At 45.4% G+C, this 20,219-nt stretch carries 16 protein-coding genes and 1 pseudogene; 15 read left to right on the forward strand and 2 right to left on the reverse strand.

Annotated elements, in window-relative coordinates:
• Nucleotides 1-6: 6 nt before the first annotated feature.
• Nucleotides 7-543 (reverse strand): cell wall-binding protein, encoded by a 537-nt coding sequence (locus ABCM67_RS03295; RefSeq protein ID WP_147603042.1) that lies wholly within the window; start codon nt 541-543, stop codon nt 7-9.
• Nucleotides 544-655: 112 nt separating this feature from the next.
• On the opposite strand from ABCM67_RS03295, the pseudogene ABCM67_RS03300 reads away from it, so the two are divergent.
• From ABCM67_RS03300 to ABCM67_RS03335, 8 genes and pseudogenes are all read left to right on the forward strand, one after another.
• Nucleotides 656-1,306 (forward strand): annotated as a pseudogene (locus tag ABCM67_RS03300) (pseudouridine synthase); the annotation flags it as partial.
• An 85-nt stretch (nt 1,307-1,391) separates the two neighbouring features.
• Nucleotides 1,392-3,353 (forward strand): NAD-dependent DNA ligase LigA, encoded by a 1,962-nt coding sequence (gene ligA / locus ABCM67_RS03305; RefSeq protein ID WP_092068980.1) that lies wholly within the window; start codon nt 1,392-1,394, stop codon nt 3,351-3,353.
• Between the two features lie 91 nt (nt 3,354-3,444).
• On the forward strand, nt 3,445-4,377 hold the full coding sequence (gene metA, locus ABCM67_RS03310) for a homoserine O-succinyltransferase (RefSeq protein WP_015524726.1): 933 nt from the start codon (nt 3,445-3,447) through the stop codon (nt 4,375-4,377).
• A 326-nt stretch (nt 4,378-4,703) separates the two neighbouring features.
• Entirely contained in the window at nt 4,704-5,519 is an 816-nt protein-coding gene (locus tag ABCM67_RS03315) for a methyltetrahydrofolate cobalamin methyltransferase (RefSeq protein WP_022426484.1), read from the forward strand.
• A gap of 54 nt (nt 5,520-5,573) precedes the next feature.
• Nucleotides 5,574-6,206 carry a corrinoid protein gene (locus ABCM67_RS03320; RefSeq protein WP_015524728.1) on the forward strand — a complete coding sequence of 211 codons (633 nt, stop codon included), beginning with the start codon at nt 5,574-5,576 and terminating at the stop codon, nt 6,204-6,206.
• Between the two features lie 91 nt (nt 6,207-6,297).
• Entirely contained in the window at nt 6,298-7,998 is a 1,701-nt protein-coding gene (locus tag ABCM67_RS03325) for an ASKHA domain-containing protein (RefSeq protein ID WP_022426483.1), read from the forward strand.
• 16 nt (nt 7,999-8,014) lie between these two features.
• Complete coding sequence (locus tag ABCM67_RS03330) at nt 8,015-8,554, forward strand: DUF2284 domain-containing protein (RefSeq protein ID WP_022426482.1); 540 nt, start codon at nt 8,015-8,017, stop codon at nt 8,552-8,554.
• Between the two features lie 15 nt (nt 8,555-8,569).
• Nucleotides 8,570-9,352 (forward strand): arylamine N-acetyltransferase, encoded by a 783-nt coding sequence (locus ABCM67_RS03335; RefSeq protein WP_022426481.1) that lies wholly within the window; start codon nt 8,570-8,572, stop codon nt 9,350-9,352.
• A gap of 21 nt (nt 9,353-9,373) precedes the next feature.
• Here ABCM67_RS03335 and ABCM67_RS03340 read toward each other — a convergent pair whose 3' ends face one another.
• Entirely contained in the window at nt 9,374-10,954 is a 1,581-nt protein-coding gene (locus tag ABCM67_RS03340; protein WP_022426480.1) for a helix-turn-helix domain-containing protein, read from the reverse strand.
• A 261-nt stretch (nt 10,955-11,215) separates the two neighbouring features.
• Between ABCM67_RS03340 and ABCM67_RS03345 the strand changes: the two genes are divergently transcribed.
• The 7 genes from ABCM67_RS03345 to ABCM67_RS03375 all read left to right on the forward strand — a co-directional run bounded on the left by ABCM67_RS03345 (nt 11,216) and on the right by ABCM67_RS03375 (nt 20,210).
• On the forward strand, nt 11,216-12,616 hold the full coding sequence (locus ABCM67_RS03345) for an MFS transporter (protein ID WP_110102181.1): 1,401 nt from the start codon (nt 11,216-11,218) through the stop codon (nt 12,614-12,616).
• A gap of 54 nt (nt 12,617-12,670) precedes the next feature.
• Complete coding sequence (locus tag ABCM67_RS03350) at nt 12,671-13,681, forward strand: uroporphyrinogen decarboxylase family protein (protein ID WP_138277409.1); 1,011 nt, start codon at nt 12,671-12,673, stop codon at nt 13,679-13,681.
• 168 nt (nt 13,682-13,849) lie between these two features.
• On the forward strand, nt 13,850-14,575 hold the full coding sequence (locus tag ABCM67_RS03355; RefSeq protein ID WP_147603040.1) for a hypothetical protein: 726 nt from the start codon (nt 13,850-13,852) through the stop codon (nt 14,573-14,575).
• Between the two features lie 159 nt (nt 14,576-14,734).
• On the forward strand, nt 14,735-15,331 hold the full coding sequence (locus ABCM67_RS03360) for a zinc dependent phospholipase C family protein (protein WP_022426477.1): 597 nt from the start codon (nt 14,735-14,737) through the stop codon (nt 15,329-15,331).
• A gap of 263 nt (nt 15,332-15,594) precedes the next feature.
• Nucleotides 15,595-17,607, forward strand: a complete 2,013-nt coding sequence (locus tag ABCM67_RS03365) for an NlpC/P60 family protein (RefSeq protein ID WP_342992496.1) — start codon at nt 15,595-15,597, stop codon at nt 17,605-17,607.
• 85 nt (nt 17,608-17,692) lie between these two features.
• Entirely contained in the window at nt 17,693-18,901 is a 1,209-nt protein-coding gene (locus ABCM67_RS03370) for a transglutaminase domain-containing protein (protein WP_243269304.1), read from the forward strand.
• Between the two features lie 49 nt (nt 18,902-18,950).
• The gene (locus tag ABCM67_RS03375; RefSeq protein WP_059085598.1) at nt 18,951-20,210 is read left to right on the forward strand and encodes a DUF4203 domain-containing protein; all 1,260 of its coding nucleotides are present in this window, start codon (nt 18,951-18,953) and stop codon (nt 20,208-20,210) included.
• The last annotated feature ends 9 nt before the right edge of the window (nt 20,211-20,219 follow it).

The raw sequence follows: 20,219 nt of genomic DNA on the forward strand, positions 1-20,219 counted from the left end.
GAAAGATCATTTTTTGAGTGAACCGTCTGCTGCCAATGTGTATTTTTTTCCATTTACGGTGATGGTTCCGGTCTGCATGATTCCGTCTTCGTCCAGATAATAACGTTTTTTGCCTAGGGTGATCCAGCCGGTCTGCATGATTCCGTCCTTATTGAAATAATATCGATGACCATCTGTGTCGGTAAGCCATCCGGTATAGGCGGTTCCGTCAACCATAAATTTCCAGTTGGTGCCATCCGGTGTCCAGACTCCGTTTTCTGCCTCCGGCGAAACATTTTCTGTTTCGGGAATCTCTGTGGGAACAGGAGACGGTGTGGCGGAAGGTGAGGGAGTGCCGGAAGATATCGATGCATCTGTATGGTGATCGCGATCTGAACTTGGTTCAATGGTCGAAATATCGCTGGTATTTATGGAAACTACGGAAGTACTGCTGCTTTCAAAAGGACCGGCCGATGACTGGGTAAAGAGAATACCGCAGATCAGACACAGGAAAACAGCGACAAAGATCAGCAGCCGGTTCATACGTGGAGTATGCTCTGACATGTTTTTCCTCCTGATATTTAAGTATATTTCTGTTTATCATACAATAATGAGAAAGAAAATACAAGAAAAATAACCGGTTGCGAACACGTGGGAAAAAATATATAATAGAACAATGGACGAAAAAATCAGAATCAATAAATATTTAAGCGATATAGGAGTCTGCTCAAGAAGAGAGGCAGACCGACTGACAGAAGCGGGGAGAGTTACTGCTAATGGAGAACTGGTTTCCACAGGAATGAAGATCCTTCCGGATGCGGAGATCTGTATTGACGGAAAGCCTGTAAAAAAACAGGAAAAAAAGATCCTGCTTCTTTTTCATAAACCAAAAGGGATTGTCTGCAGCACCAGACAACAGCGGAATGAGATGACAGTAACAGAATATCTGGATTATCCGGTGCGGATCTATCCCATAGGACGGCTGGATAAAGATTCCGAAGGACTGCTTCTCCTTACCAATGAAGGAGATCTGGTGAACCGTATCATGAAGGCGGGGAACTACCATGAAAAGGAATATCAGGTGACCGTGAATAAACCGGTGACAGAAGAATTTATCCGTGGTATGGGCGGCGGAGTGCCGATCCTTGATACGGTCACACGTCCCTGCAAGGTTACAAAAACAGGGAAAAACAGTTTTCGTATCATTCTTACCCAGGGTCTGAACCGCCAGATCCGTCGTATGTGTGAATATTTCGGATATAAAGTCGTAACACTGAAACGTGTTCGGATCATGAATCTGTATATTGATGGCCTGGAAGAGGGGAAATATCGTGAGATCCGACCGGAAGAACGAAAAAAACTGGAGGAGATGCTTTCCTCCGAAAAATCAGAAAAAAGGACGGGAGGAAGCCATGAACGAATCATCCATAAAAAAAATGAAAGAGCTGGGAGAAAAGCTCCGGGAAGCGTCCAGGGCCTATTATCAGGAAGACAGGGAGATCATGTCCAACGTGGAGTACGACGCCCTGTACGACACTCTGAGCGCACTGGAGAAAGAAACAGGGATCGTTCTGGCAGACAGTCCAACCGTTAATGTAGGATATGAGGCAGTGGAGCAGCTCCCCAAGGAAGAACATGAGAGACCGATGCTGTCTCTGGATAAGACCAAAGAGAGAGAAGCTTTGAGAGAGTTTATCGGGGAACATTCTACACTTTTATCCTGGAAGCTGGATGGCTTAACGATCGTGCTTACCTATGAAAACGGAGAGCTTATAAAGGCAGTTACCAGAGGAAATGGTATTGTGGGAGAGGTTATTACCAATAATGCCAGAGTATTTAAGAACATACCTCTGAAAATTTCTTTTAAAGGGAGACTGGTACTTCGCGGAGAAGCCATCATTACTTATTCGGATTTTGAAAAGATCAACGAAACTATCGGAGATGCAGATGCCAAATACAAAAATCCCAGAAATCTCTGCAGTGGTTCTGTCCGCCAGCTGAATAACGAAATTACAGCGAAGAGAAACGTACGGTTTTATGCTTTTTCTTTAGTGAGTGCGGAAGGCGTGGATTTCCGGAATTCCAGGGAGGTGCAGTTTCGGTGGCTGAATGAACAGGGCTTCGAGGTTGTGGAATATCGAAAAGTCACAGCGGAAACTCTGGATGAAGCGATGGATTACTTTGCGGAAGCAGTTACGACCAATGATTTTCCGTCAGATGGGCTTGTGGCATTGTATGATGATATTGCTTACGGAGAATCTCTGGGAACTACGGCCAAGTTTCCAAGGAACGCCATGGCATTTAAATGGGCCGATGAGATGCGTGATACGAGACTTCTGGAGATTGAGTGGAGCCCGTCCAGGACCGGACTGATCAATCCGGTAGCAATTTTTGAGCCGGTGGAACTGGAAGGCACCACAGTGAGCAGAGCCAGTGTGCATAACATCAGTATCATGAAGGAACTGAAACTGGGGATCGGAGATACCATTCGTGTATACAAAGCAAATATGATCATTCCTCAGATCGCGGAAAATCTGACCGGAAGCGGTAATGCATCGATCCCGCATACCTGCCCGGCCTGCGGACAGGAAACGGTAGTGAAGAAAGAAAACGATGTGGAATGTCTTTTCTGCGTCAATCCGGGGTGCCCGGCCAAGAAGATCAAATCCTTTGGCCTTTTTACAAGCAGGGATGCCATGAATATCGACGGACTTTCCGAGGCAACACTGGAGAAATTTATTGCCAGGGGATTTATCCATGACTTTGGCGATATTTTTGAGATCAGCCGGTATAAAGATGAGATCGTGGAAATGGAAGGCTTTGGGCAGAAATCCTATGATAATCTTATGGAAAGTCTGGAACGGGCGAAAGAGACTACACTTCCAAGAGTGATCTACAGTCTTGGGATCGCAAATATCGGTCTGGCTAATGCAAAAGTGATCTGCCGCCATTTTGACAATGATCTGGACAGGATACGTCATGCCAGTCTGGAAGAGGTCAGTGATATTGATACCATCGGGCCGGTCATTGCCGGAAATCTGGTAGCTTATTTTAGGGATGAGGATAATGATCGCCGCCTGGATCATCTGATGAGCTTTCTTCATATTCAGGAGGACAGTCCCAAACAGGAACAGATCTTTGAAGGAATGAATTTTGTGATCACAGGAAGTCTGGTGCACTTTGGAAATCGAAGTGAGGCCAAAGAGCTGATCGAATCCCTGGGAGGCAAGGTTACCGGTTCAGTTACCAAAAAGACCAATTATCTGATCAATAACGACATCCAGTCCAATTCATCCAAAAACAAAAAGGCAAGAGAACTGGGGATTCCGATCCTTTCAGAAGAAGATTTTCGGAAACTTGCCGGAGTGCAGTAAAGGCCGTACAGACTGGAGATACTTTTTATCTGAAGAAAAAAGCCGAGCGGCTCCTTTATAAGAGACGCTTCATATATAAGGAGGGCAAACAATGCCGATCAAAACACAGGGGGATCTTCCGGTAAAGGAGATCCTGGAGAGAGAAAATATATTTGTAATGGACGAAAAACGTGCCATGCACCAGGATATCCGTCCGATCCATATTCTGATCCTGAATCTGATGCCGCTGAAAGAAGAAACAGAGCTGCAGCTTCTGCGTTCTCTTTCCAATACACCGCTGCAGGTGGATGTGACATTTATGGCTGTGGAGAGCCATGAAGCCAAGAATACATCTCTCAGCCATCTGAACAAGTTTTATGAAACATTCACCGATATAAAGAAACGTAAATTTGATGGAATGATCATCACAGGAGCACCGGTGGAGCAGATGCCTTTTGAGGAAGTGGATTACTGGAATGAGCTGACTGAGATTATGGATTGGACTGAGAAGCATGTGACTTCCACGATCTTTCTCTGTTGGGCAGCGCAGGCCAGTCTTTATCATTTTTATGGCCTGGAGAAAAAACCTCTGGATAAGAAAATGTTCGGACTTTTCCAGCACAGGGTACTGAACCGTAAGATCCCGCTGGTCCGGGGCTTTGATGATGTATTTCTTGCGCCGCATTCCAGACACACAGAAGTTCCTATTGCAGATATCCATGCATGCAAAGACCTTACGGTCCTGGCGGAAAGCGAAGAGGCTGGTCTGTTCCTTGCAATGGCAGAGGGAGGACGTAAAATCTTTGTTATGGGACATCCGGAATACGACCGCGTGACTTTGGATGGCGAATATAAAAGAGACCTTGCCAAGGGTCTGCCTATTGAAATCCCGAAGAACTATTACAAAGATGACGATCCAAACAACAAACCACTCCTCACCTGGAGGGCCCATGCCAACAACCTGTATACGAACTGGTTGAATTATTACGTATACCAGAGTACTCCGTATGACCTGTACGGGACACCGGATTTCAGGGAAATTTAAGGAATATGAAATAAGTATTAGCATAAGCTCATAAATCGTAGACAAAGCTATGATTTATGGGCTTATTTTAGATTGCTACTTACGAAGGTCTTTCCTAAAAAACATTCCTACAAAATGTAGGAATAAATGCAATGTTTATGGTATGAAATGCGGCTGGTTTTTTGCATTTATTTTGATACAATCATTATATGAAAGACATGGAACTGAAATAAGAATTCCTGGTTACTGTTCATTGGTAATATTCTGCGAAGCGTGTTACTGAGAACGGAATGAACAGTAACAATTCTTGATGCAGGCCAGAATATGTTAACGGGAGGATAAATAATATGATAATCATAGGTGAAAAAATCAATGGATCCATCCCCTCTGTGGCGGAGGCGATCGCAAACAGAGATGCAGAATTCATCAAGCAGCGGGCACTTGCTCAGGCAAACTCAGGAGCAAGCTATATCGATTGTTGCGCATCTGTTCCGGAAGCAGAAGAAGTAGAAACCTTGAAATGGATGATCGACTGTATTCAGGAAGTGACAGATCTTCCGATTTCCGTAGACAGTCCCAGCGCAGATGTTCTTACAGAAGCTTACAAATTCTGCAGAAAACCGGGTATATTTAACTCTGTATCCGGTGAAGGGGATAAGATCGATAAGATTTTTCCTCTCATGGCACAGCCTGAAAACAAAGGGTGGCAGGTTATCGCACTTTTAAGCGATGATACAGGTATCCCCAAAAGTGCGGAAGATAGGCTGAAGGTATTTGACAAGATCATGGCAAAAGCGAAAGAGTACGGAATTTCACCGGATCGTATCCATATTGATCCATTGGTTGAGATGCTCTGTACATCTGAAGATGGTATTGCGATGAACGTGGAAGTAATTTCAAATGTCCGTAAACAGTATCCGATGATCCACATTACAGCGGCAATCAGCAACATTTCATTCAATTTGCCGGTACGTAAGCTTATCAATTTCGGATTTTTGGTACTTGCAATGAATGCCGGCCTTGACAGTGCGATCATGGATCCTACAAACAGAGATATGCTTGGACTTGTATATGCAACAGAGGCATTGCTTGGCCTGGATGATTACTGTATGGAATACATCGGAGCATACAGAGAAGGTCTGATCGGACCTGTAAAAAAATAAATAAAACGCATATGCGGAATGCGGATAAAAAATAAAAAGCGGAGGTGTTTGATTATGTCAAAAATCACAGAAGTAGCAGAATTGGTAGAAAAAGGAAAAGCAAAACTTGTAGGTGCAGCTGTACAGTCAGCTCTTGATGAAGGCTGTGAGGCAACAGAGATTCTTAACAGCATGATCGATGCAATGGCTGTTGTAGGTGAAAGATTTAAGAACGGAGAAATCTTTGTTCCGGAAATGCTGGTAGCAGCCCGTGCAATGAAAAAGGGTGTTGAGGTTCTGAAACCGCATCTTGCATCCGGCGCTACAGGAAGTATGGGAAAACTTATCATCGCTACTGTAGCAGGAGATCTTCATGATATCGGAAAGAATCTTGTTGCAATGATGATCGAAAGTGCCGGCTTTGAAGTTATTGATCTCGGTGTTGATGTACCTGCATCGAAGGTTATTGAATGTTACAAAGAAAATCCGGATGTTAAGGTAATTGCACTTTCAGCGCTGCTCACAACTACAATGCCGGCTCTGAAGGATACAGTTGCAGCACTTAATGCGGAAGATTTCAGAAGCAATGTTAAGATCATGGTTGGAGGAGCACCGATCACGAAGGAATTTGCAGATGAGATCGGTGCAGATGGATATTCAGAAGATGCAGCAAGCGCAGCAGTTCTTGCAAAAGCTTTGGCAGCATAAGGGAAAATAAAACGGGCCGCTCTGTATTGTCTGTGCATGGCATAGACGGCAGAGCGGCTTTTGCTTTACAGTGACCATCGGAGGGATGAAAATGTACCGAATAAAATTTATCAGGGAGGAAAAGGAGATCCTGGTGGAACCGGGTACCAGGATCCTTGAGGCGGAAAGAAAAGCAAAGCTGGTTCCTGATGCACCCTGCGGAGGCCGGGGAAAGTGCGGGAAATGTCGTGTTAAAATAGAAGATCACATGGTGCTTGCATGTCAGACGGAAATCCACAGTGACCTTGAAGTAGATACATTGTCCGGATGCCAGGAAGAGGAGATCCTTACAGAAGGAATGCAGAGACCGGTTGCGTTCAGGCCTGATCTGAAACAGAAAAAAGTGATTCTTAAGAAACCGGAGACAGGAGACAACCGCTCTGAATGGGAGCGGCTGACAGAACAGCTGGATGTGGAAAAACCTGTTCTGCCTGATACTGAAATTGCATCGAAGCTTTACGGCTGCAGAAAAAAAGCAGAAGAATGGTATGTGCTCTGTGCAGGAAATGAGATCCTGGATATCAGCAGAGAAGAGAAAAAAATCTGTTTTGCGGCTTTTGATATAGGTACAACGACGGTGGTCGGCTATCTTATGGATGCATTGACCGGGAAGCAGCTGGCTCTCAAGAGCAGAATGAACCCACAGACTCAGTATGGCGCAGATGTGATCATGCGGGCGGATCATGCTCTGGAGCATGGCGTAGAGCAGCTGACCGGCTGCATACGGAATGCGGTTGATGAAATGCTCCAGGAACTGGCAGAGGAAGCAGGAAGAAGCACATTAGATATCTGTCAGGTATCTGTGGTAGGAAATACCTGCATGCATCATCTTTTTCTTGGGATTTCTCCGGCATCGCTGGTCCATGCACCGTATAATCCGGCAATCAGTCAGGGGCTTACACTGAATGCAGAGCAATATGGGCTCCATATCCACAGAAAGGGGCAGCTGCTTATGCTGCCTGATATAGCCGGGTATGTAGGGGCAGATACCTGTGGCTGCATTTTGGCGCTCAGACAGGATCAGCAGAACGAGATCAGCCTTATGATCGATATTGGAACGAACGGGGAGATGGTCCTTGGAAATAAAACGAGATTAGCCTGCTGTTCAACAGCTGCCGGTCCGGCATTTGAAGGTGCAAAGATCGAGTGCGGGATGCGCGGAGGAGCAGGAGCAGTAGATCATGTAGTATACAAAGATGGAAAATGGGAATACACGACTATAGGAAATAAGGCTCCGGCAGGCTTATGCGGTTCAGGTCTGATCGATCTTGTGGCACAGCTGTACCTGGCTGGCTTTATTGATGAAAGTGGTCATCTGGAAAGCGGCCAGGAAAAGGCGGGAGTGTTTGTGCTGGTACCTCCGGAAAAGTCGGGAAATGACAGGGGCGTTTATCTGACACAGAAGGATATCGGAGAGGTGCAGCTGGCAAAAGCGGCTATCGCAGCAGGAATTTTTCTTCTTATGAAAAGACTGGAGATCACAGAAAAGGATATTAAACGGGTCTATCTTGCCGGTGCATTCGGCAATTACATGAATCCGGAAAGTGCGGCGGCGATCGGGATGTTCCCGGCTGAGCTGCTGCCCAGGATACAGCCGGTGGGAAATGCGGCAGGCGAAGGTGCCAGGATCGCACTCCTGAATGAAGAGGAAAGAAAAGAAATGGATCGAACTGTCAAAAATATGGATTTTGTGGAGCTGGCAGCTTCGCCGGAGTTCCAGGACTGTTTTGTGGATGGCTTATGCTTTCCGTAATGCGAGGAGAATGGATATGCTTAATATAAAAGAACTGGAAGAGATGGGAAAAAAGGCAGGATTTTCTTATGTAGCACTTCTGAAGAGCGATTCGATCCAGCTTATGCCGGAGGTAAGGGAAATGTGCAAAAATAATACCTGCCATATGTATGCAAAACGCTGGAGCTGTCCTCCCGGATGCGGAGATCTTGAAGTATGCAGAAAAAAGATAGAAAAGTACAGGGAAGGCATTATTGTCCAGACAGTGGGGAAACTGGAGGATCCTCTGGACGGAGAGACGATGATGGAGACCGAAGCGGTTCATAAACAGAATTTTTATGAATTTGAAAAAGTGCTCAGAGAAAGATGGCCGGGTATGCTCCCCATAGGGGCCGGGTGCTGTACAAAATGTAAAACGTGTACATATCCGGATGCTCCATGCCGTTTCCCCGAACAGGCATTTTCTTCGATGGAAGCCTATGGAATGCTGGTAACACAGGTATGCCAGGCAAATGGTCTGAAATACTATTATGGTCCCTGTACGATCGCCTATACCAGCTGTTATCTTCTTGAATAGAACAGGAGTGAAAAAATGAATGACAGAGAACGGGAGGCATATCTGAACAGGATCGGATATGAGGGTGAATTAAGAACAGATAAAAAATGTCTGGAAAAGATAATGGACCTTCATCTTTGCAGTATTCCCTTTGAAAATCTGGAAGTTTTTGACGAGGGAAGGATTCCTTCTCTGAAGCGGGAAGATATTTATGAGAAGATCATTGTCAGAAAACGAGGTGGATATTGCTTTGAGCTGAATAAATTGTTTTATGAGCTTCTGAAAGCTTTGGATTTCCGTGTGATCCCTGTGGCGGTAAGGATATTGTGGAACCGGGAAGAGCTTCCGCCGGTCCTGCACCGGGCAACCCTTGTTATTTTTGAGGAAGAAAGCTATTACTGTGATGTAGGATACGGAGGTCCCGGACCCAAGAAGCCGGTTCTTATGAAGGATGGTATCCACAGAGAAAAAAACGGATGGTACCGTGTTAACATGAAACCGGGAAATACAAACGAAGAGATTCTTGTTGAACGAAAGAAAGAAGAAAAATATCTGCCAATACTCAGATTTTCACAGACTCCTACAGTAGAAGCAGATTTTGAACTGCTGAATTTCTATTGTGCAAAATCTCCAGATGTATTAATTACCAGAAAAAGAGTGGTGAGCATCTGCAGACCGGAAGGAAGTGTTGCGCTGACCGGGGATGTTCTTACGATCCAGAAGGAAGATGGATCCATTGAAAAGAAAATAAGTGATTCAGAAGAAACCATCAGGCTATGGATGGAACATTATTTCGGATTGGAGTTTTTACAGATATAAACAGAAAAAAGGACCAGGTTGTCAGGTGACAGTCTGGTCCTTTTCCTGCAGAAGAAAGCAGAGCTGCAGAAGAAGCCGGTCTTTCGGATTATCCAGATCAACCTTTGTGAGCTTCTGGATGCGCTCCAGACGGTAGGTCAGGGAACTTCTATGTATAAAAAGCTCACGGGCTGTCTGAAGAGAATTGCGTTCATGCTCCAGATAGACCTTGAGTGTGTGATACAGCTCAGTATTGTTTTTTCGGTCATAGTTCTGCAGTGCATCCAGCCGTGAAGAGACCAGAAGCTCGGGACTGATCTGATGGCTGATCTGGGAAAGCATATATTCCAGAAGATAAGCATCAAAATGATAGCACCAGGCCATGCTCTGACTTTTTTTGCCCAGGCGCAAGGCGGAAACAGCCTGAATATATCCCTGAGGGATCAGGAGAAAATCACGAAATTCAGAGCTTACTCCCATTTTAAAAAGCCCTTCGCGCAGGATGATCGCAAGTGAACTGATAACATCGGAAGATACAGAGTGCTTAAAGGACAGATTAACGATCACAACGATTCCCTGCTGATAGGTAAAAGCCAGACCTTCCGGGATCTGGGCTTCAATGTGTCCCAGTGTGGCGATGGAAGAGTGCATGCGGTCATCCTGCTGCTGGGTTTCCAGACGAAGTACAAGATACCGGTCATGGCGATTCCAGTTCAGATACTGGATCTGATCGGTAACTGCCTGTAGTTCTGTGAGCTTTCCGGAAAGATACTCCGTGAAAAACTGCCGGGAGTCATTTCCCATTGAAATTTGGAACAGATTGTGCCGACGGATGCACAGCTCGATAAAGGAGCCAAGATACTCAAGAGCAGAAAAATGTCCGGGCTGTATCTCCGTCTGGAGCTCATCCACACAAAGCCGGCCCTGATAATTGCCGCTGACCCAGAGATTCATGTAGAGGATACGGTAACCGCGGAGCTCTTCGGAATAAATATTGGCGCCGTGGGTGATAAGTGTGCGCTGGTATTCGGCGTCAAGCTTGAAATCCTGAATCAGGCTTAAAGGTGCGATGAGTCTTCCTGTACGCTGGTCATGGACCCATTCGGACATACCGGTTACGTGCCGGGGAGAAGAAAGGATATAAAAGTTGGTGTCGTGGGCAAAAACCGGATTATGAAATATATCCAGACTGGCTTCCAGCATCTCATTCAGCGGATCGATACTTCCAAGTGCAAGCTGGAGTTTACTGTCCCAGTCAGAATATCTGTCAAAGGTCTGCTGTATTTGGTTGAAGACCTCAGAAAAAGAAAGGGTTCCCTTAATGTGAAGGATCCTGCAGCTTTCGGAAAAGCAGGAAAGATCACCGGAGCCCACCACTACAAATGCGATGTTCTGGTATCGCAGGAAGCTTTCGGAAAGAGAATTGCCGAAGACAAGATAAAGGTAGCATGGCTTCAGCAGGGCTCCTGCCTGATATATGCGAAGACCATCCAGCGTCAGGGGGTCTTCACGGCAGAGGATGGAAACATCCTCTTTTTTCTCCGCAAAATCGTCAGCAATGATCTGGAGATTAAGATGGAAGCCTGTATGCGGGCTATTCACGAAATGCTCTCTTTTGTTCAAAATATTTCCTCCAATTCATAAAAGCCTTGTATTTATAGGAAATTATAACATATTAGACGGAAAATAAAAAGAAAACAGAGAGGGAATTATTTGTGCATATTTACAATAATAACTGTACAAAAAGTATGAAGCATTGGAGAAAGAATGAAGAAGTGTGCGGATTTACGAACAAGAAAAAAACAACTATACTGTAATCATCAAAGGTAACGTGAAGTTGTGGAAATGGCCGGCCCCACAAAAAACAGCGAAGGGGGAAAGAAAATGAGTAAAAATGAAATACCGAAACAAGATCCGAAACAGAAAAAGGGTCTTACAAATGCCCTGAAATATTTCTTTGGTGTTGGTGATGCCGGATTTGTTCTTATGAGTAATATCGAGACATTTTACTTTATGACATTTCTGACGGATCTGGCTGGTTTTGCAGCTGGTGTAGCTGGTGTGATCAATTCCGTATTTACCATTGTTGATGCATGTCTGTCCTGGCTTTACGGAGGAATCATCAATGGCACAAAAGCAAAGAAATGGGGGCGTTATCGTTCCTGGCTGATCATGGTTCCGTGGATGGTGCCGTTTCTGTACGCATTCATGTTCATACGTGTCAGTGATAATGAATGGCTTTCGGCAGTGGTGATCATTGCCGCATCCATCGCATCTCATGTGGCATGGAATTTTAGCTATGTTGCCAATGCAACCCTGATCAGTGTTGTTGGTAAAACACCGGAAGACAAAGCAACGCTTGCATCCTCCAGGGCAACCTGGAATAACATAGGCGGTCTGTTGTTTTCCTATATGGGTCTTCCATTTGCAACACTTCTTGCCGGATATGTCGGTGAGAAAAATAAATTTGCAGCAGCAGCTTTCTGCCTGGGTATTCTGATGGTCGTAACCTATTTCGCCCATTTCAAGATGACGGAAGGCTATGAAGAGATTGAAACGGAAACCGCAGGAAAGAAAAATGACAAAACAAAGATCACGATCAGAGAGATGTTTGCTTCCCTGTTTCAGAATCCGCCTCTTATGGTCCTGATGCTGGCAGACCTTGCAAAATGGTGTGTGAAATTTGTAACAGCAGCATCTGCTATTTACTATTTCAGGGATGCAATGGGAAATCCGGGACTGATGACCACTTATCTTCTCTGCGTTGCCATCGGTGCCATCATCGGAGCTTTTTCCATGAGATACATTGCAAAAGCAATATCGTCCCGTACAACTATGATCATCGCTTATGCAGGAATGGCAGTATCACTGTTCCTTGTATATATTTTCTATGGAAATGCAATGACAGTGATCGCTCTTATGACACTTGCCCAGTTCTTCTATGGTATGGCTTTTGCAGCTTCACCTGCACTTTATGCGGACACTGTAGTGTATGCAACATGGAAGAGCGGAAAAGATGCATCCGGATGGATCATGGGATTACAGAATCTTCCGCTGAAGATTGCCGTATTCTTAAGAGGAACGATCCTCAGCGCCTGTCTTGTGGCGGTAGGCTGGAAATCTGGAGTTGTTCTTGAGGGAACGGCCCGTCAGGGAATGACGATTTCCTTTGCACTTGTTCCGGCTATTTTCTGTCTGGCAGGTCTTCTGCTTCTGGTGTTTGGATTTAAGATCACAAAGGAAAAGGTTCTTCAGTATCAGGCTGAGATTGACGCAAGATCATAAAGATAAGTGATCGGGTATTTTGAAAGATCACAGGATAATAAAGGAGGAAGCATTATGTTGAAAGCATCGGAGATTTTACTTGAAACGATAAAAAAGGACGGCAGGCCAGAACGACTTCTGAGACAGTATGAGGGTGCGACCTTTTACCCGCCGAACCCGGCAAATAATTATGTGCGTGGAAACCGTCACCGTGGTATGGAGCCTATGAAGGATCTTTTCGGAACTGAGATCCTCTGGCCCCAGGAACAGCTGGCTGCAATGCCACATGTAACAGAGGACAACAAGGTCATTGATGATATCACAGAATGGAAAGAGCAGCTGGTGATACCGGATATTGTCGGTCAGTGCTCGGATCCGGCTTTATGGGAACCATTTAAACAGAAGGCACAGGAGATAAAGGATTCAGGAAGCCTTTTCATGGCATTTATGCCTACAGGTGTTTTTGAGAGGCTTCACTTCCTGATGGGATTTGAGGATATGCTGGTGAACTTCCTTCTTGAGCCGGAGGATATGATGGATCTCTGCAATGCCATTGGGGAGTACCGTTTCCAGCTTACAAAGCTGATCGTTGATAATCTCCACCCGGATATCATCCTTTCCCATGATGACTGGGGTTCCAAGCAGTCCCTGTTCATCAGTCCGGACACATGGAGAGAATTTATCAAACCACAGTATGAAAGATCCTATAAATATATGAAAGACCATGGAGTGATCATCATGCATCACGCAGATTCCTTCATGGAACCGATCATAGAGGATATGGTTGATCTTGGGATTGACATCTGGCAGGGAACACTTCCGCAGAATGATATTCCGAAGCTCCAGAAACAGCTGAACGGAAGAATGACACTTATGGGCGGAATCGATGCTTCGATCGTAGATCGTGTGGATTCCACAGAAGAAGAGATCCGTAAGGAGGTCAGAAGAGCATGTGAGGAGTATGCACCACATGGACATTTCATTCCATGTATTACCTATGGAGGTCCCGGTTGTCTGTTCCCTCATGTAGATTCAATTATTGATGACGAGATTGAAAAATATAATAAAGAGGTATATGGAATTTAACCGAATGCGGGATGCGGATATCCGCTTGAACTGATAAAAACTGTTCTGCAATTCAATACAGGATTGCAGAACAGTTTTTTTGCTTGTATATTCTGATGTTTTTTGATAAAATTTGCTACATGTGTTATTTTTTGTAAAAAACAAATTTATGATAAATCTCCTAATGATGTGAGAAATAATTATTATCTGTACAGTAAGGGCAATGTGATCTATACAGGAGCCGGGCATTCTGCAGTGACCGGCGATGATGAGATCAGGCTTTTTATCAATGCGATCGTGGCAGCGGCCAATGTCACAGCCGTACAGCCGGAGGTAAGCTTTGTAAATACTCTTGATCCTTCTGCCCGGACGGAATCGGTTCATTATTATATGACAGACCAGAGTACCTGGACAACTGGGGAGGCAAATACGCTGGAGACAAATGCAGACCTGAACATCAATGTAAAGGATTATAATATGGTCAGCGCAGATCTGGATCAGGATGCTCTGAAGGATCAGGAGATGGTCCTGAAATTTTATATCGAAGATGAAAACGGACAGCTTCCGGATAACAGCATTCAGAATACCCTTCCGTCTGAACTCAGGAACAGGAAGCTTACAGATATCACAGAAAAAATCGGAAGCCTGATCCCCTATGGGAAAGAGAATGAGCTGTTATATTGCAGTGCAGATGGAAAATTCCATAATGTTCAGAACACTGCCTACAGTCTTACAGTTCCGGGGATCGAGACATATCTGAGAAAGACGGAGGAGGACGGTACACAGGATTACCGCAAAAGCTGCAAAGTCTGGGCTCAGGTTTCCAGCACGGTTTATCTTTACGGAGAACCGAAGACAAGTACCGTCTGGGCATCTATTGATCTGAAGCAGCGGCAGCTTTTTGATCTGGATTAAATTTACATAATCTTTATTTGATTATTTGAAAAAACAGTGCTATAGTAAAGTTGGTTCCGGTAAACGGATGATTTATGGATTCCAGAAGAGGACCGGGCGGAACCAAATTACTGTTGACCGGTCAGGATCTGGATCAGGAAAGAAGGAAGAGGGAAAAAATTGCGTAAAAAATCACATATACTGTTAGGCAGATACCTGGCTGACCAGATGTCTGAGGTGTACAGTCTCCAGCAGCACAGAAAAGCGTTTTGCCTGGGTAATATCATGCCTGATCTGAAACCATCGTTTCTCACCACCAGACATGAGTTTTTCGGAACATTCGATCACCTCCAGAATAAGATGAGGGCGCTTGTCGAGAAGAACCCGGAGGAAGAGAATGCCAGAGTATACTGGAGAAGATTCGGTGAGGTCATGCATTATATGGCTGATTATTTTACTTTTCCTCATAACAAAACATACAAAGGAAATCTTGCAGCACATAATTCTTATGAAGCTGAGCTGAAAAACCGCCTGAGAGAATGCATCCTCAGCGGCGCAGCAGACAGCCAGCTGGAAGAAGCGAAGCAGTTTGAAAGCTTTGAGGAACTTGTGGAATATATCCGTGAGCGTCATGCATATTATCTGGAAAGCCCGCGGTGCATTGCCGATGACATCCGTTTTATCCTTCGGGTGTGCTATCAGGTTGTACAGGGAATTTTTCAGCTCTGTGTCAGAAAACAGTTTCATATGGGCGGACAGCCGGCAGTGACTGTCTGACAGTATATAAAAAGCCGCAGTGTGTGAGAGCACTGTGGCTTTTTTACGTTATGGTAAACTCTAAAAAATCTTACAAAAATGTGAATAAAAAGTGAAAAATAGATGAATTGAAGGAGATATCCTACCAGAACAGTTGATTTCACGATTTTCGTATGCTAAAATAAATTGAATTAAACTTTAAGTTATCAAACGGTTTAAGGCAGACCTTTATTATAGGGGAAGTAAAGGGATGTTCAAGGAAAGAAGGGAGCATCTTAATAAATATGAAGAACAAGTACCTGAATAAGTTTTTTTGCATCACGATGTTATCAGCTATGGTACTGGCAATTCCAACCGGAGTAAAAGCCGCCGAGGAAGCAGATAATGTTGTTGCTGAGGAAGGTGTTTCAGGAGACGGGAGTGAGGTAAGTGAACCGGAACCGGAAGTTCCGGCAGAACCGGTGCCGACAGCTGCACCGGAACCGGAAATAACTGCTGCACCTGACCCGGAACCAACTACAGCGCCGGAGCCAACAGATACACCGACACCTGCGCCGACGGAAACACCGGAGCCAACTGCAACACCTGCGCCGACGGGAACACCGGAGCCGACAGCGACACCTGCACCAACGGCAACACCGGAACCGACAGCGACACCTGCACCAACGGCAACGCCGGAGCCAACCGCAACACCTGCACCGACGGCAACACCGGCCCGGGATGACTCTGCAAAGGTACAGGCGGTGATCCGGAAGATCAAAGCACTGGCAGGTAGAACGATCACAGCAGCAGATAAAGCGGAGATAAATAGCGTACGTGCAGCTTATGAGGCACTGTCTAATACAGAAAAGGCCAAGGTTACGAATTATAAGATCCTGACTGAGGCAGAAGCCAAGCTTGCAGCTGTCGACAAGAACGACAGTGATAACAAAAAAGATAACAAAAAAGATGATAGCAGCACGGAAGATAACAAGAATACAGAGATCACAGATGGAAATAACGCCACAGCAACACAGATCGGAGATCCTGTTTATGTGACAAATATGGTATCCAATCTCCATGCGGGCAAGGATTTTTATCTGGATAGTCTTAAGAGCAATTATCATCTGTCCTTCTCTGATGATTTTGCTTCTGTAATGGAAGAGATCGAAAGAGAATATAAAGAGAAGAACAAGCTTACCGATACGGAGAATACACTTCTGGTAAGAAACTGGCAGGATATCCTTGCTGTTTATATTTACGAAAAGAGCAAAGCAGGAGCAACGTCATTTACATTGGATGCATCCTGCAAGGATGATCTGGCAAGGATCTTTGCGGAGATGAACCCCATCGTCAGGGACAAGCAGGATATTACCAAGATATCCTACGGAAATCGTAAGATCAACTACTACATCAAGAAGAACAATATTGCAAAGGAAGACAGAAGCGTCCTTAAGAAATATGTGGAAACAGACTGTAAGCTTCTCTGTGCGGTAGTTACCGCATCCAAAGGCTTTGTCCGTGAAAGCGTGGGAGACAATGTTTCTGAGGATCGTGTAGATGTTATCATCGCAGCGTATTCACTGGTTGGTAAGGTCGGATATTTCTGGGGCGGCAAATCTACGGTGATCGGAGAAGATCCAAGTTGGGGCTCCGTTGAGAAGGTATCAGCAGACGGCAGCAGAAGCTCCGGTACGCTCCGTGCATATGGTCTGGACTGCAGCGGCTTTGTTACCTGGGCAGTGATCAATGGATATAAGGATCAGGGAATGCAGGCAGCAGTTGGAGATGGAACCTCTGACCAATGGGAGAAGGCCGGTGTTGTCAGCGAAGCAGATGCACAGCCAGGAGATCTGGTATTCCAGAGAGGACCGGAAGCAGGAAGCAACAACCACGTTGGTATCCTGTGCGGAAAGACGGATTCCGGCGACTGGATTGCAGTACATTGTTCCTCAAGCAAGAATGGTGTAACGGTTGGTGAGGCATACAGTGCAAGCTTCCGTTATATCAGAAAGCCATCCTTCTATCAGGATACAACAGCGGAGGAAAATAAGACCACAGCTACAGAGAATGATGTTCTGACAGAGGAGAGTGCAGAAAAGCTCCTCACGGATGTGGTTAGATCTGATGCACTGAAGGATGCACTGGCATCCGGTGATACTGTTTCCAGTGACCTTCTTGCAGATTTTAAGAATAAGGCTTTGCAGGAGGATGAGGAAGAAGATGAAGTTGAGACGCTGACTCTGGATCAGGAGACCATGGACGATGCAGTGGATACATTTGATGATGATGTAGAAACACTGGAAATGGAAAACTAAGGGACAGCGATTGAAGATAAGGGCAGTCTCCCACGGGAGGCTGCCCTTTCTTACAATCGCTGCTTCAGACATAGGACATGATATTATGAAAAAAAGAAATTTCTGCCCCATGGCAGCCGCAGTGCTTACAGCTGCAGTGATCCTTCAGCCCTTTAGCACTTCGGCAGGGGCACTGGGTCAGATCCGCTCCATAGCAAAGAGCATTATTTCAGGCGAACCAAAGGAAGTAGAGGAACTGCGTCAGATGGAGGTTGCCCAGAGCGAAGAAGGGCATCAGGAATATTATTTCAAACAGCTTACGGAAGAAGAGCAGAGAGTATATCGGGAGCTGCTGAAAGGAATCCGTGCCCGGGAAAAGGAGTTTTATCTGACGATCTCCGATGATGACAGTATTGACAGAAGCTATCATGCAGTATTGAAAGACCACCCGGAGATATTCTGGGTCCACAATCGTGAAAAAATCTACAAAACTACGTATTCAGACAGTGATTACTGCGTTTTTACTCCGGGCTATACTTATACAGACGGCGAGATCGATGAGATACAGACGGCGATGGAGCAGAGCTTTCAGGAGGTCAGAGCCCTGATCCCGGAGGATGCCAGTGACTACGAGAAGGTACGCATTGTTTATACGTATGTTATTGACCATACCCAGTATCAGACCGGGGAGGATGATCAGAGCATAGCAGGTGTTTTCTGGAAAAAATCCGCAGTCTGTGCCGGATATGCAGGAGCTGTCCAGTATCTTCTGGAAAGGCTGGATATTCCCTGTATTTATGTGGACGGAAGCACAAAAGGAAGTACAGAGGGTCATGCATGGGATATTGTAAAAATAGGCCAGGAGTATTATTATGTAGATGCTACCAATGGGGATCAGCCGGATTTTTTAAATGGAGATGCCGCACAGCTGGAAGAACATAAGACGATCATTTACGATTATCTCTGCCCTTTCCCGGAAGAATATGAAAAAACCTATACACCATCGGAAGAACTGACAGTTCCGGCATGTACTGCGAAGGATCTGGATTTTTATGTGCTGAACCAGGGGTACTTTGAAGATTACAGCTGGCAGGACATATATGATTATTGTAAGATGAGACTGGATAATGGTGCGGCTGTAGTGCGTTTCAAGTTTGGCAGTCAGGAGGCTTTTTCCGAAGCCTGTCAGGAACTGCTGGATGATGGTGTGGTACAGAATGTGGCACAGTATTATATGAAACTTCACGGACTTGGTCAGGTGGAGTATCATTATGGAGTGATGGATAATTTTTATACCATATATTTTATTTTCTGAAACATCTTCGGGAAGATTTCCGGAGGTTTTGGAAAGAGAGGAGTAAGTTATGAATATGGATATGTTGTCAAGAGGATTTGACATACTGCAGAGAGCAGGAGGTATGGAACAGATCAGCCAGCTGATGGTGATCGTATATGGAGTGCTCTGCGTTTTCGGGCTTTTGAACTGTATCCTGGGATATCGTATCCTCCGGTTCTGGATGATGATCTTTGGATTTATCATCGGAGCAGGCGCCGGCTTTGGTGTAACCTATATGTCCGGTGTTCAGGATAAAATGGTGATCGCAGGTGCCATGGCGGGACTGGGGATCGTACTGGCTGTTGTTTCGTTTCTGATCTACAGGGCAGGAATCTTTGTACTGGGATTTGGTATCGGAATAACATTGAGTATCTATCTGGTCCATCCGACCAGTTCTTTTTCTTTTTTCCTGTGCATCCTTATCGGCGTGGGACTGGGAGTACTTGCTATGCGTTATGCGAAAGGAGTGATCATTGTCGGAACCAGTATACTGGGTGGTGTTCTGGCAGGATTATCCATTGCAAAGATCGCAGGGCTGGCGCAGTTTCCATATGGCGTCGGTATGGCAGCGGGAATTGCGATCCTTGGTATGCTGATCCAGTTCGCCATCAACAAAGACCGATACGATGAGGAAGATGACGAAGAAGAGGATGACGACGATGGAACTCTGCCGGAGGAGACCAGGAAGCCGGCAGGAAGGGACCGTAGAGGAAACAGTCGTGAATACACCTCTGACCGTAACAGGGACGATCACAGATATACATACGAAAACCGGGCAAACGATGACCGGGAAAGCCGGGGTGAAAGACGTTCCCGCAGACCATCTGACAGAGAAGGACGCAACTCTGACAGACGAGAAAGAAATTATGCAGACAGCCGAAAAAGATCCGGAAGCGAAAGAAACAGCAAAGGCAGTTCCACTGAAAGAAGAAGCACTTCCGGAACCTCCGGCAGAAACAGAACCTCCGACAGAAATTATGCTTCGGATGACAGAAGAGGCCGCAGATACAGCCAGAGCAGCAGCACCAGGGAACGAAGGAATGCAGGAACGGGAAGCAGATCCCGCTATGCAGATCCGGAGGATCATGAAGACTATGATCGTTTTGATGAGTCGGAAAACAGGGATAGCTATGAAGATTTTGAAAAACTGCAGCAGAAAAGACGCCGGATGGATATTGAAAATATGGCGGATTTTGATGAGCAGGAAGAATATGGAAATTACAGGAATGACCCGGATCTGATGAATGATGAGGATCTGGATGAGCTTGATGAGTGGAAAGACAACTGAGAAAAATCC

The organism is Blautia sp. 2227st1_G12_2227SCRN_220401 (genome assembly GCF_039062885.1).
Lineage (GTDB): Bacteria > Bacillota > Clostridia > Lachnospirales > Lachnospiraceae > Blautia_A > Blautia_A fusiformis.

Coding starts and splice junctions, on each gene's coding strand:
- ABCM67_RS03295 (WP_147603042.1), bottom strand. CDS start 543: ATGTCAGAGCATACTCCACGTATGAACCGGCTGCTGATCTTTGTCGCT.
- ligA (WP_092068980.1), top strand. CDS start 1,392: ATGAACGAATCATCCATAAAAAAAATGAAAGAGCTGGGAGAAAAGCTC.
- metA (WP_015524726.1), top strand. CDS start 3,445: ATGCCGATCAAAACACAGGGGGATCTTCCGGTAAAGGAGATCCTGGAG.
- ABCM67_RS03315 (WP_022426484.1), top strand. CDS start 4,704: ATGATAATCATAGGTGAAAAAATCAATGGATCCATCCCCTCTGTGGCG.
- ABCM67_RS03320 (WP_015524728.1), top strand. CDS start 5,574: ATGTCAAAAATCACAGAAGTAGCAGAATTGGTAGAAAAAGGAAAAGCA.
- ABCM67_RS03325 (WP_022426483.1), top strand. CDS start 6,298: ATGTACCGAATAAAATTTATCAGGGAGGAAAAGGAGATCCTGGTGGAA.
- ABCM67_RS03330 (WP_022426482.1), top strand. CDS start 8,015: ATGCTTAATATAAAAGAACTGGAAGAGATGGGAAAAAAGGCAGGATTT.
- ABCM67_RS03335 (WP_022426481.1), top strand. CDS start 8,570: ATGAATGACAGAGAACGGGAGGCATATCTGAACAGGATCGGATATGAG.
- ABCM67_RS03345 (WP_110102181.1), top strand. CDS start 11,216: ATGAGTAAAAATGAAATACCGAAACAAGATCCGAAACAGAAAAAGGGT.
- ABCM67_RS03350 (WP_138277409.1), top strand. CDS start 12,671: ATGTTGAAAGCATCGGAGATTTTACTTGAAACGATAAAAAAGGACGGC.
- ABCM67_RS03365 (WP_342992496.1), top strand. CDS start 15,595: ATGAAGAACAAGTACCTGAATAAGTTTTTTTGCATCACGATGTTATCA.
- ABCM67_RS03370 (WP_243269304.1), top strand. CDS start 17,693: ATGAAAAAAAGAAATTTCTGCCCCATGGCAGCCGCAGTGCTTACAGCT.
- ABCM67_RS03375 (WP_059085598.1), top strand. CDS start 18,951: ATGAATATGGATATGTTGTCAAGAGGATTTGACATACTGCAGAGAGCA.